General features: G+C 73.4%; 8 protein-coding genes. 2 read left to right on the forward strand and 6 right to left on the reverse strand.

What is annotated here, in order from left to right:
* The first annotated feature begins 48 nt into the window (after positions 1-48).
* The gene (locus tag AB0C12_RS27890) at positions 49-4122 is read left to right on the forward strand and encodes a tetratricopeptide repeat protein (RefSeq protein WP_360552775.1); all 4074 of its coding nucleotides are present in this window, start codon (positions 49-51) and stop codon (positions 4120-4122) included.
* Here AB0C12_RS27890 and AB0C12_RS27895 read toward each other — a convergent pair.
* Positions 4085-4549 carry a hypothetical protein gene (locus AB0C12_RS27895; RefSeq protein WP_360552776.1) on the reverse strand — a complete coding sequence of 155 codons (465 nt, stop codon included), beginning with the start codon at positions 4547-4549 and terminating at the stop codon, positions 4085-4087. The two genes, AB0C12_RS27890 and AB0C12_RS27895, sit on opposite strands and share 38 nt — an antisense overlap.
* Positions 4550-4678: 129 nt before the next feature.
* Between AB0C12_RS27895 and AB0C12_RS27900 the strand changes: the two genes are divergently transcribed.
* The gene (locus AB0C12_RS27900; RefSeq protein ID WP_360552777.1) at positions 4679-5200 is read left to right on the forward strand and encodes a DUF2267 domain-containing protein; all 522 of its coding nucleotides are present in this window, start codon (positions 4679-4681) and stop codon (positions 5198-5200) included.
* Positions 5201-5207: 7 nt separating this feature from the next.
* Here AB0C12_RS27900 and AB0C12_RS27905 read toward each other — a convergent pair whose 3' ends face one another.
* The 5 genes from AB0C12_RS27905 to AB0C12_RS27925 form a co-directional block, all read right to left on the reverse strand.
* The gene (locus AB0C12_RS27905) at positions 5208-5666 is read right to left on the reverse strand and encodes a hypothetical protein (RefSeq protein WP_360552778.1); all 459 of its coding nucleotides are present in this window, start codon (positions 5664-5666) and stop codon (positions 5208-5210) included.
* A gap of 3 nt (positions 5667-5669) precedes the next feature.
* Positions 5670-8108, reverse strand: coding sequence for a molybdopterin oxidoreductase family protein (locus AB0C12_RS27910; RefSeq protein ID WP_360552779.1), 2439 nt, complete (start codon positions 8106-8108; stop codon positions 5670-5672).
* Between the two features lie 122 nt (positions 8109-8230).
* The gene (locus tag AB0C12_RS27915; RefSeq protein WP_360552780.1) at positions 8231-11143 is read right to left on the reverse strand and encodes a WD40 repeat domain-containing protein; all 2913 of its coding nucleotides are present in this window, start codon (positions 11141-11143) and stop codon (positions 8231-8233) included.
* A gap of 61 nt (positions 11144-11204) precedes the next feature.
* Entirely contained in the window at positions 11205-11738 is a 534-nt protein-coding gene (locus tag AB0C12_RS27920; RefSeq protein WP_360552859.1) for a hypothetical protein, read from the reverse strand.
* A 92-nt stretch (positions 11739-11830) separates the two neighbouring features.
* Positions 11831-12430 carry a TetR/AcrR family transcriptional regulator gene (locus AB0C12_RS27925; protein WP_360552781.1) on the reverse strand — a complete coding sequence of 200 codons (600 nt, stop codon included), beginning with the start codon at positions 12428-12430 and terminating at the stop codon, positions 11831-11833.
* Between the last annotated feature and the right edge of the window lie 17 nt (positions 12431-12447).

Genomic DNA, 12447 nt, shown 5'->3' on the forward strand with positions numbered 1-12447 from the left:
CGGTAGACCCATAGGGGACTGTCACGGGTGGCCGGACCCGGAGGGCTCATGGTGAGTGCACCCGAACAGACGGTCGTCGCCTCGGCCGGCTTCGCGTACGGCGTGGTCGGCGCGGACCTGCATGTCTTCGGCGACGGGTCCCCGCTCTACCTGCTGGAGGAGTTCCGGCCGACGCCGCCGCCGGACCCGGGATGGCTGCGCGAGCTGCCCAGCCGCATGCTGGACGCCCGCTCCGGCCTGGTCCCGTTCACCGGGCGCGAGGCCGAGCGGGCCGGCCTGCGGGAGTGGCTCGGGTCGCCCGGCCGGCTGGCGGTGCGCTGGCTCTCCGGGCCCGGCGGCCAGGGCAAGACCAGGCTGCTCGAGGACGTCGCCGAGCAGGCCCGGGCAGCGGGCTGGAAGGTGGTCGTCGCCGGCCCGGGCGTCGGGGCGATCATGCCGTCGCGGGGCAGCCAGGACCTGCGTACGGAGCAGGCGAAGGGCGTTCTCGTACTGGTCGATTACGCCGACCGCTGGCCGCTGACCTCGCTGCTCTGGCTCTCCCGCAACGCGCTGCTGCACCGTCCGGGGGTGCGTACCCGGATCCTGCTGGCCGGGCGCGGAGCGACCAACTGGCCGGCCCTGCGGAGCGAGCTGGGACGGCCGGCGGTCGCAGCCGCCACCTCCCGCACGGAGCTCGGAGCACTCGCGGTCGCCGACCGGCCGGCCATGTACGCCGCCGCCCGCACCGCCTTCGCCCGCGTGCATGACGTCTCTCCCCCGCCGGGCCCCGGCGTGGATCTCGACGGTGAACACTTCGGGCTGACCCTGGCCGTGCACCTGGCCGCCCTGGTCGAGGTGGACGCGCGGGCCAACGACGCGCGACCGGAGACCGACCCGGCCAAGCACACCCAGTACCTGCTCGACCGCGAGCATCTGCAGTGGACCCGGCTCCACGAGGGCGCCGTCCGCGGCCTCGACTTCGCGACCCCGCCCAGCGTCATGGCCCGGACGGTCTTCACGGCCGCTCTCACCGGGGCACTGCCGGACGACCAGGGAAAGGCTCTCCTGACCCGCGTCGAACAGGAGATGCCGGCCGTGCGGATCCTGCGGGACCACGGCGTCTGCTACCCGTCCTCCCGGGTGTTGCAGCCGTTGCTGCCCGACCGGCTCGCCGAGGACTACCTCGCGCTCACCCTGACCGGCGGTCCCGAGGGGCGGCCCTGGTCCGGCTCGCGGCTGGCCGCGGTGCTGACCACTGTCGACCCGCGGCGACCGTTGACCTTCCTGATCGCGGCCGCCGCCCGGTGGCCGCACGTCGGGCCGGACCATCTGTACCCGCTGCTGCGCAGCGATCCCACCCTCGCGGTACAGGCGGGCAGCGAGGCGCTGGCGGGACTGGCCGCGATCGCCGACGTGGACCTGACCATGCTGGCGGGAGTCGCCGACATCCTGCCGCGCGGCCGCCACGTCGATCTCGACGACGGGATCGCCGCCGTCAGCGCCCGCCTACTCGCCGGGCGCCTGGCCGGCCCGGCCGATCCGGCGGAACGCGCGCGGGTCCTCATCGACCACACGATCCGGCTGCACCACGCCGGTCGCCACGAGGCGGCGGTGGAGACCGCGTCAGAAGCCGTGGAGCTGCTGGCCGCCGCCGGACCGGACCACCACCTCGGCGACTACGCGAACTCACTGAGCATCCGCGGCGCGGCGTTCGCGTTCACCGGCGACCATCAGCGAGCGCTGAAGGATGCCGGACAGGCCGCGCACCTGCACCATCGTCTCGCCCTGGAGCACGCCGGGTATCTGCCGGACCTGGCGACCTCGCTGATGAACATCGGCACCGTTCTCGCCGAGCTGGGCCGGGACGAGGAAGCGGTCGCCCCCACCGAGGACGCTGCCGTCCTGCTGCGACGGGTCGCCGAGGCCTACCCGGAGCGCCACCTGGCCGACCTGGCCGGGAGTCTGATCAATCTGAGCGGCCGGTACCTCGCCGTCGGTCGTCGCGACGAGGCGTCGCGGGCCGCCGAGGAGGCCACGGCGATCTACCGTGGGCTGGTCGAGGACGATCGGCACCGGTATCTCCCGGACCTCGCGAACGCACTGGGAAACCAGGCCGCGACCCGCAGGAGCACCGGCCGGCGGCCGGCCGCCCACGAGGCCGCCGCCGAGGCCCTCGCGGTCACGCGGGAACTCGCGCGGAGCAATCCCGCCGCGCACCGGCCGGCGCTGGCCGTGGCGCTGCACAACTCCGGCGCCTGCCTCGGCGACGCCGGCCGGTACCCCGAAGCGCTCGCCCACACGCTGGAGGCGATCGAGATCCGGGAAGACCTGGTCCGGGTCAACGCGCCGAAGGTCCAGCCGTTGCTGGCCACGTCGCTCAGCAACGCGGCCACCTTCACCGGCGCCCTCGGCCGGATCGACGAGGCTGTCACGTTCGCCCGGCGGGCCCTGGAGCTGATGCAGGATCTGGTCGGCGACCAGGGTGAGCACGTCCCGCAGTACGCCGGCGCGTTGCAGGTGGTCGCGACGCATCTGCAGGGCACCGGACGGCACGCGGAGGCGTCGGCCACCGTCAGCGAGGCGCTTCGGCTCCGGCGGCGGCTGGCCGAGACGGACCCTGTCGCCCATCGGCCGGCCCTCGGCGACTCGCTCGCCCGCCGGGCGGCCGTCCTGCGGGAAATGGGCCGGCACGAGGAGGCCCTGGCCGACGCCGAGGAGGCGGTGGGCGTCTTCGAGCACCTGATCGAACAGGACCGGGACACCCACCTGGTGGGCTACGTCGCCGCGGTCGCCGTCCAGGGCCTCGCCCTGTCCGAGCTGGGCCGCCACGAGGAGGCCGTCGCGGCCGGGGAACACCACGTGGCGTTGCTGCGGGGCCTCGCCCGGGACAACCCCGAACGGTACGAGGGTGCCCTCGCCACGGCCCTGAACAACCTGTCCGTGCGGTACCGCGATCACGGCCGGCCCGCCGACGGGATGAGTTCCCTGGTCGAAGCCCACGAGATCTTCCAGCGACGGTGGCGGACCGACCCGGCCGGTGAAGCCGGCGACCTGGCCATGACCGCCGCCAACCTGGGTGCGGCCGTGACCGGCCTCGGCCGGCCCACCGACGGCCTGACCCTCGTGGAGCAGGCCCTGCTCCTCTACCGCGACCTCGCCGCGAAACACCCGGACCGCTACCGCGGCGACCTGGCCACCACCCTCAACACCTACGCCGCGGTCCTCTCGGACCTCGGGCGGGTCGAGGACGCGTTGCGGGCGGCCGAGGAGGGCGTCGGCCACCTGCGCGAGCTCGCGGCGCGGGACCCGGACGCGTACGAGTTCCGGTACGCCGTCCTCAGCGACAGCGTCGGCCTGCGCCTGGCCCAGCTCGGCCGGCACCCACAGGCCCTCGGCCACAGCCGGATCGCCGTCTCGATCTTCCGCTCACTGGCCGCCCGGCGCCCGCAGGCGCACCTGCCCCACCTCGCCCAGGCGCTCAACAACCTGGGGCTGCGCTACGTCGAGAACGACATGCTCGACCAGTCGCTGCTGGCCGCCACCGAGGCGCTGGCCGTCCTGCGCAGCCTGCCACCGGACGTCGCGGCCGCTCATCGACGGCTGATGGCCGAGGCCCTGACCAACCTGGGCACGTCCCTCGGAGAAGCCGGCCGTAACCAGGAGAGCCTGCCGCTGCTCGAACAGGCGGTGGTGATCAGGCGCCGGATCGCGGCTCAGGGAACCAGCGTGCACCAGGTCGAGCTGGCCATCTGCCTCAACTCGCTGGCCGTGTGCCTCATCGGCCTCGACCGGGCCGGCGCGGCACTGCCCGTCATGCGCGAGGCGGTGGCCGCGGCCCGGCAGGGGTCACCGGCCGACGCCCACCAGCTGGTGCAGCTGCTGTGCAACTACGCCCTCGTGAACCTGGACCGCGGCGCGCCGGGTCTCACCGAGGCCGTGTCCGCGGTCCGTGAGGGCCTGGAGGTGCTCCCCGGGCTGCATCCCGTGGCCCGGCAGACCGTGACGCCGGCGGTGGCGGTCGCCTGTCGCCAGCTGCACCTCATGCTGCGCAAGGCCGGCCGCGACCGCGAAGCCGCCCACCTGGTACGCCTCTACCAGACCAACTTCAGTCGTCCTGGAGGGCCGCCAGCACGCTCCACGTGACGGCTCCGTACGTCAGGTGCGGCAGCAGGTCGGCGACCCAGTCGGAGACGCCCAGCTGCCGCAGATCGCTGACGCCCAGCTTGGCCATGGTCCCGTCGGTGAAGGCCATGACGGTGAGCCCGGTCAGGGCCGCGCCCAGCAGTGGGTGTGGCCGTACCCCGGCCTGCCGCAGCACGCCGAACAGCGCGCCCACCGCCACGCCGGTGACGATGCCGGACAGCGAGCCGATCCCGCTGACCCGGTTGTCGCGGGTCTCGCCCTCGCCGGGGATCGAACCCGCGGTCCGGTCGTCGATGGCCTCGATCGTTTCTTCCGGCGTGCTGCTCGCCGGGCGGCCCCGCACGATCATGTCGACGTAGGTCGCGGCGTTGAGCGCGGTCGATCCCGCTGCCCCCGCGGCGGCGCCGGAAAGTATGCCAAGTCCCATGCGAACCGCCTACCCGCCGTGTCCCGGGACAAACGCCGGGGCCGAGGTGTGACCTGGGCCCCAGGTGGTTTGAGGCCGCGGAGGCGGGGTAGCCCAGTTGCCTCAGCGCGGATCGGAAAGACGGTGGCCATGCATCGGGACGACCTGGTGACCGAGGTTCGGATTCGCGCTCGCCTGTACGGCCGGAACCACGCCCGACGTGTCGTCCGAGCCGTGATGCACGCGCTGCGGAACGTCCTTCCCGACCCGGCGTACCTGGGCCTGGCCGCGCAGCTGCCACCCGAGGTCCGTCCCGGCGCGACCGATCGCCGGCACCACACCGGCTCAGCTCAGCAGCTCATCCGGGAGGTCGCCGACGAGCTGCACGTCAGCGAGCCGAATGCCGCGTTCTACACCCGCGTGACCCTCGAGCAGCTCAACGCCTACTGCCGCGGCACCACCCCGGCCGGGCTGGCCGCGTCGCTGCCCGCCGACCTGCGTCCACTGATGTCCGCCCGGGCCGAGGATCCGGCCCACCGGCACCGGCATCTGGTGCGGCGGCTGGGTTCGGCGGTCACCAACCTCAGCCTGGGAGCCCCGCTCCGTCGCGACGACGAGACGGCCGGCCGCCCGGCGGTGGCCGCCCGGCGGCAACGCGACCACGCGAGCTGAGCCGCGGTCAGTCGGCGACCACCAGCGCCTGCGGCGCGGCGGCCTTCATGCGCGTCCGGAGCCATTTGAGCTGCATCGCGGTCTCGCCCGCACAGTCCTGCACGACCCGGCGCAGGTCGTCGTCGCGGGCGCCGCGGGCCGCCTGGCCGACGACCGTCCAGCAGATGTCGCACTCGGCGGCCATCAGGTACAGGTCCTGCAGGTCGCGCAGCAGACCGATGCCCCCGGTACGGGTGCCGCCGAACAGCTCCGAGTGCAGCCGGTCGGGTTCCTCCGGCGCCTCCTCGGAGTAACGCCGGGCGAACGGTTGCAGCTTCTCGGCCTGGCGGTCGCAGACGAGGGCCTGTTGCCGGCACAGGTGGAAGATGTCGGGTTCGGCGGCGTGCGCCGTGGCCACCTGCCGTAAGGCGTCGGCCAGGTTGGTCTGGGCGCGGTGCAACAGTCCGAGGTAGTGGGCCAGGTGCATCGGTCAGTCCCCCTCGGTTCGTGCGGTCGCCTCCGCCGCGGGACCACCGGTCGTGGCGGGCACCGTGCTGTCGAGTGGTGCGCTGCCGCCGATGGTCGGGGCCGGGGCCGGGATCCCGCCGCCGTCCGCGAGCTTGGCCACGCGTACCGCGGCGACTTTGAAGATCGGTTGTTTGGAGACGGGATCCCAGGCGGTGAGGGTCAGCTCGTTCGCGGCCCTCGGTGTCCGGTCGGCGGGGTCGACGTCGAAGTAGCCGTAGTGGAACGGCACGAAGACCACGCCGGGCCGTACCCGGCCGATCCGGGCCCGGACCTGGATCGCGCCGCGCGGCGACGCGATGCCGACGACGTCGCCTTCGGCGAGGCCCAGCCGGGCGGCGTCGCCGGCGTTCAGCTCCACCCAGGCGTCGGGCGCGGCCGCGTCGAGCTGCGGGGTACGGCCGGTCTTGGTGCGGGTGTGGAACTGGTACACCGTACGGCCGGTGGTCAGCAGCAGGGGGTAGTCGTCGCTGGTGACCTCGGGTGAGGGCTGGTGGTCGACGGCGTGCAGGAACGCCCGGCCGGCCGGCTCCCTGGCCCGGTACTCGTCCTCGGTGAACTCGGCGCCGGTGGCCAGGTCCTGGCCGTACGTCTCGCAGTAGGCGGGATCGGTGGCGAAGACGCCGTCGGTGTAGAGGCGCTCGGTGCCCTCCGGGTGGGCGTCGTCGCACGGCCACTGGATGCCGCTGCCGCCGCGCAGCCTGCCGTAGGTGATGCCGGTGTAGTCGCACGGCCGTCCGGCCGAGCACTTCTTCCAGGCCTCGAACACGTCTTCGGGCCCCTGCCAGGTGATCAGCGGATCGCCGTCACGGTCCCGGAAGTCCATCCGGCGGGCGTAGTCGAGGAAGATGTCCAGGTCCGCCCGGGCCTGACCGGGCGGGTCCACGGCCTTCTCGCTCAGGTGCACGGTGCGGTCGGCGTTGGTGAACGTGCCCAGCTTCTCGCCCCAGGTGGCGGCGGGCAGCACCACGTCGGCCAGCTCGGCGGTCTCGGTCAGGAACAGGTCCTGCACCACGACGAACAGCTCCGGGGCGGCCAGGATGCGCCGGATCCGGGCGAGTTCGGGCAGCGACACCGCCGGGTTCGTGGCCGAGATCCACAGCAGCTTGACGGAGCCCTGTTCGGCGTACCGGAAGATCTGCATGGCGTGGGTCGGCGGGGCCCAGTGCGGGATCCGGCCGGGCTCGACGTTCCACAGCTGCGCGAGCTGCTCGATGTGCTCCTCGTTGTTCCAGTTGCGCAGCCCGGGCAGGTCGCCGTCGGCACCGGTCTCGCGGGTGTTCTGCGCGGTGGGCTGGCCGTTCATCTGGTAGAGCCCGGCGCCCGGGCGGCCGATCATGCCGCGGATCAGGTGCAGGTTGTTGACCCCGCACGCGGCAGCGGTCGCCTGATTGGACTGGTAGAAGCCCTGCAGCACCGTCGACAGCAGCCGCTGCGAGGCGCCCAGCAGCTCCGCGGCGCGTTCCAGCCGTGCCACCGGCACATCACAGATCCGGGCGACGGTGTCCAACGGATACCTGTCGACGGTCGTGCAGAGCTCGTCGAAGCCGATGGTGTGCGCGTCGACGTACGCCCGGTCGTACCAGCCGCGCTGGATGATCTCGCGCAGCAGGCCGTTGACCAGGGCGACGTTCGTGCCGGCCCGCACCGCCAGGTGCACGTCGGCCTCCCGGGCGACCGGCGTGGCCCGGGGGTCGACCGCCAGCATCGCGGGCGGGTTGGGGCCGCGGCGGCGATCCAGCATGCGGCTCCACAACACGGTCTGCGTCTCGGCGACGTTGTGCCCCCACAGGGCGATCGCGTCGCAGGAGTCGACATCGGTGTACGAACCGGGCTGGCCGTCGGCGCCGAAACTGGCCTTGAGCGCCGCGGCGGCCGTGGCGGTGCACAGGCGGGTGTTGCCGTCCATGTGCGGGGTGCCGAGGCCGGCCTTGCCGATCACCGCGAGCGTGTAGTACTCCTCCAGGAACAGCTGGCCGGAGGTGTGGAAGCCGAAGTGCCCCCACCCGCCCGGGCCGTCGAGCAGCTGCCGCGACCGCTCGACGATGCGTCCCATGGCGGTGTCCCAGTCACTCTCGACCAGCCGGCCACCCTCGCGGACCAGGGGCCGGGTCAGCCGGTCGGTGCTGTTGTCGGCCTGCCAGCCGTACAGGTCCTTGGGGTCGAGACGACCGTGGTTGATCCGGTCGACCGCCCGGCCGCGGACCCCGGCGATCCGCCCGTCCTTGACGGCGATGTCCATGGCATCGCCGTTGGCGTGCAGCACCGAGGCACTCTGCCACCAGGAGTCGACGTCGGCCTCGGTGAGCTCACCGTCGAGGAAGGTGTCGACGCGCACCGGCCAGGCCTCCCCCGGCCCGTACGGCGTGCGCGGCCCCCACGGCTCAGCGATCCGGTCAACCATGGCCCACCCCCTGACGAACCCGACCGCAACGATCTACCCGGTCCGGATCCGGGTATTCCCCGGACCCGGGTGCTGCTTGATTCACGGGTGGCCGGCGGGCTCTGCGGGGCCGGTCAGCGGCCTCAGCGGAGGCGTTCGCGGGTGTCCAGGTCCCAGAAGTGCAGAGCGTTGCCGCGGTCGCCGGAGGCCACGATCGTGCGCCCGGCGACGTCGGCGGTGGCCACGCAGCTCACGAACTCGCGGTGCCCGACGTACCGGAACTCCCCCGGTCTGCCGGTCCCGTACGCGTTCACCCCGACGACCCAGTCCTCGGCCGTGACCAGTACGAGGCCGCCCTGAACAGCCGCCCGGTAGCTCCAACCCCGCTTCGACCGGTGCCGGCTGAGCACCGTACGGGTGACGACGTCGATCACCTGGACGTCGGCGGCCTCCTCCGGGTGGTACCCCGCGCCGCCGGCGGACGCGTCGATCCCCTGGACCACCACGAGCCGCCCGTCCAGCATCGCCAGCGTCCCGACCTCGCACTCCTCCGGCACGGCCATGGGCTCGTCCAGCGGTTCGCCGGTGGTCACGTCCCACAGGGTCAGCGCCGGGCTGTCGCTGTCACCGGAACTGTCGTGCCCGATCGTCAGGGCGACGGGCCGCCCGTCCAGCACGCCCAGGTCCGTACGGCTCACTCGCAGGGCCGCGCCGGGGCGCAGCGCGGCGACGGGCGCACTCGTCCCGGCCTCCCAGATCCGCAGGACACCGTCCGCGGTCCCGATTCCCACCACCGCGCGCCCGCCCACCTCGGCCGGACTGATCCCGGCGATCCGCTTGCCCAGCCGGGCCAGCGGCTCGCTGCGAGGAACGCCGGCGTGGACCTGCCAGCGCAACACCACCCCGTTGCCGTCGCCGGTGACCAGGATGTCGCGGTCGGGGCCGGTGAAGGCGACGTGCGTGACCTCCGCGGCATGCTCGGTGAGCGCCGGGCCGAGGGCCCGCCCGGTGGCCGCATCCCAGAGGCGCACGGTCCGGTCGGCGCCACCGGAGGCGAACACCGGGCGGCCCTGCCACCGGCCGGCCGCGACGGTGTGGACGGCGTCGGTGTGTCCGCTGCTCGCAGCCGTTGCGCGCAGTCGCCACAGGCGCGGTGGGCCGCTCGCCGCGTGGGACACCACCACCGGCTCGCCGTGCCGCTCGGCCACGTGGAGGGCGACGATGCGATCGTCGTGGCCGCTCCAGGGTCCGCCGACGCAGGCACCGGTGGTGGCGTCCCAGACGCGTACGGTCTTGTCCCAGCTCCCCGTGACCAGCACGGTGCGGCCGTCCGCGGCGCCGAAGGCGAGCGCGGTCAGTCTCTGGGAATGACCGGCCAGGGGCGGCACGACGGCCGCCCCGGTCGCCGGGTCGAACACGTGCACCGCGTTGTCCTGGCCGCCGGCGGCCAGCACCGCACGGTCGCCGATCCGGCCGGCGGCGATCGTCGACACGGAGCTGGAGAGCCCGCGGTACGGCCGGCCCAGCGGCTCACCGGTGACGGCGTCCCACGATCGGACGGTACGGCCGATCGCCACCGCCACCGCCGCGCGGTCGTCGATCCGGGTGAACACGACGTCGGCCGGGCTGTCGTCGGCCGTGGTGCGGGCCAGCGGGACCTCGACGGCCGGCGCACCCGCGTCGGGATCCCAGAGGCTGAGGCCGACACCGCTGTCCCGGCCACCGGTGACGAGGGCGAACACCCTGCGGCCGGCCACCTCGCCGGCCGCGATCCGGGCGGCGGACCGGTCCAGCCGGGCCACCGGCACGCCGGCTCCGACGTCCCACAAGCGCATGGGCCGGCCGCGCTGCAGGACGACGGCACGACCGGCGCCGCCCGTGGCACCGATGACGCTGTCGTCCGGTGATCCACCGTAGAACGGGCTGCTGAACTCCCGTCCGGTCCGCGCGTCGAACAAGCGCAGTGCTCCCCCGGCGCCGCCGAGAGCAACCGTGGGAGAGCCGTTGACCTCGCCCAGCGCTATCCGCGACATGCCGCCGTCCGTCAGCGCCGTGCGCCGGGTCCCCTGCGATGAGTGCACCCACAGCGCGGACGAGCCGTCCCGGTCGCACGTGACCGCGAAGAAGCCGTCGGGCAGGCTGCCCAGCGCCACCCGCGCGCATCTGCCGTCGTATCCGGCGAAGGCGTCCGGGAAAACCTGCCGCCCGGTGATCAGATCCCACAGCGTCACTGACGATTCCGCCTTGCCGGAGCGGGCGGCGAGCAGCAGCGGCCGTCCATGGACCGACGCGACGTCGATCTCCTGGACGTCGTCGAAGGGCGGAGCAGTGGGCAGCGCGGCGCCGGTGGTCACGTCCCACAGTGAGACCTTGCAGGCGGCGTGGTGATCGAGGAAGGCGACCAGCAGCCGGCCGTCGTGGTCCACCGCCGCCATCCGGAAGACGGAACCGGAGAAGTCACAGCTGAACGGCTGCCCGTACGGCTCCCCGGTCAGCGCGTCGTACAGCCGCAGCGAGGTGGCCGACTCCTGCGCCACGAGGAGGTGCCGGCCCCGGAACTCCGTGAGACACCAGCCGTTGCGGCGGTCGTGCCGGGCGATCAGCGCGCCGGTCTGTACATCGTGGACCGCCAGGCCGGACCCGGCGGCGATCACGACCGGTCGCCCGTCGAGCACGGTGAGGGAGATGCCGCGGGGTTTCAGTGGCAGCGGTACGCCGACCGGTGAACCCGTCACCGCGTCCCGGACGACGACGGTTCCGCTGGGCCGGCCCGCGGTCGCGACCAGGCCGCCCGCGCCGAGCGCCAGAGAGTCGTGCTGTTCACGGCGCAGTCCCGAGTGGTCCGGCAGCACCGCGCCGGTGGCCAGGTCGACCGCACCGACGAAGCCGGGGTCGCCGTCGACCGGGGCCGGCACCACCAGCACCGGGCGTCCCCCGGCCGTCACCATCGTCGCGGACCGGGTCCCGTCGAACGGACCCCGCAGCAGGAGATGGGGCGCGGCGTCGGGGTCCTCGGCCCATCCGGACTCCGCCGATGGTGGTGTCTGAGCTTCCATCCGCGGCAGCGTAGTGGGCGGCACCCGTGGTGGGTGCCGCCCGGTCGTGGGTGAGCGAGGGTTACTTGAGCCAGGGCAGGCGCTGCACCAGCGGCAGCCGGGCCCACATCTTGCCGAGACCGAGGGTGTCACCAGCGGCGGTCAGAGCCAGCAGGGCCAGGACACCGGCGTAGATCAGGTGGTCGTCCATGAACGGGTTGTTCTCCGGAGGCAGGACCGCGGTCCACATCAGAACCAGCAGCAGACCGCCCGCGGCGGCGGCCAGGCGCATGCCGATCCCGGCGATCAGGGCGATGCCGATGCCGGCCAGGCCGAGCATGAACAGCCAGTCGGCCCAGGCCGCACCGGCGATGCTGTGGTAGACGCCCTCGAACGGACCCGCGACGGCGTTGCCCAGGAAGCCCTTGGTCGGGCTGCCGCCGTTGATCCACGCCCCCTTGTCGGGAGTGGCCAGGCCGAGGCCGAACAGCTTGTCGATGAACGCCCACAGGAACACCCAGCCCAGCGCCAGACGCAGACCGGCGAGAGTGAAACGGGTGGCCTTGCCGCGGCGGGTCTCGGTGACGGCCGCAGCGCCGTCCCCGGCGGGGGCCATGGTGATGGGGTGCTGGACGGCGGTCATGGCGTCCACGTCCTTCCTCGGTTCGTCGGCTACACCCCTATTCCAGCCGCCGTCGACGCCGGTGATCAGTGCCGCACTGCCGTACCTTCCGGGACCTTCGGCCCCTGGGGTGCCGGGCCGAGCAGGTACTGCCGCACGGTCGGGGTGAGCCAGGCGATCAGGTCGGCCCGTTCCATGGCGACCACCGGGGGCAGCTTGAGCACGTACCGGCACAGCGCCAGCCCGAGCACCTGGCTGGACACCAGCCCGGCCCGGGTGTGCGGCTGGTCCGGGGCCACCCGCTCGGCCAGCGGGCCCAGCTGGGCCGCGAAGATCTCCCGCATGCGCTCGGCGGCGGCCGGGTTGGTCACGCCGGCCCGCAGCAGCGCCATCAGCGTCTCGTCGCCCTCCCAGCGGTCCAGGAAGTGGGCGACGAGCAGGGCGGCGACCTCGTCCACCGGTACGCCGGACAGCTCCGGCAACCGCAGGTCGAACTCGGCCGCCGCGGCGAACAGGCGTTCCTTGTTGCCGTAGTAGCGCATCACCATCGACGGGTCGATGGCCGCGTCCGCCGCGATGGCCCGGATGGTGGCCCGCTCGTAGCCGTCGGCGGCGAACCGTTCCCGGGCCGCGCGCAGGATCGCCGCCCGGGTGCCGTCGGATCGCCGTGATCGTTCCTCACTCATGCCAACAAGTGTAGGCC

The organism is Actinoplanes sp. NPDC048967, from assembly GCF_040649415.1.
Classification (GTDB): Bacteria; Actinomycetota; Actinomycetes; order Mycobacteriales; family Micromonosporaceae; genus Actinoplanes.

What these genes read in the sequence shown, in the direction of transcription:
- AB0C12_RS27890 (WP_360552775.1), top strand. Translation starts at nt 49, where the DNA reads ATGGTGAGTGCACCCGAACAGACGGTCGTCGCCTCGGCCGGCTTCGCG.
- AB0C12_RS27895 (WP_360552776.1), bottom strand. Translation starts at nt 4,549, where the DNA reads ATGGGACTTGGCATACTTTCCGGCGCCGCCGCGGGGGCAGCGGGATCG.
- AB0C12_RS27900 (WP_360552777.1), top strand. Translation starts at nt 4,679, where the DNA reads ATGCATCGGGACGACCTGGTGACCGAGGTTCGGATTCGCGCTCGCCTG.
- AB0C12_RS27905 (WP_360552778.1), bottom strand. Translation starts at nt 5,666, where the DNA reads ATGCACCTGGCCCACTACCTCGGACTGTTGCACCGCGCCCAGACCAAC.
- AB0C12_RS27910 (WP_360552779.1), bottom strand. Translation starts at nt 8,108, where the DNA reads ATGGTTGACCGGATCGCTGAGCCGTGGGGGCCGCGCACGCCGTACGGG.
- AB0C12_RS27915 (WP_360552780.1), bottom strand. Translation starts at nt 11,143, where the DNA reads ATGGAAGCTCAGACACCACCATCGGCGGAGTCCGGATGGGCCGAGGAC.
- AB0C12_RS27920 (WP_360552859.1), bottom strand. Translation starts at nt 11,738, where the DNA reads ATGGCCCCCGCCGGGGACGGCGCTGCGGCCGTCACCGAGACCCGCCGC.
- AB0C12_RS27925 (WP_360552781.1), bottom strand. Translation starts at nt 12,430, where the DNA reads ATGAGTGAGGAACGATCACGGCGATCCGACGGCACCCGGGCGGCGATC.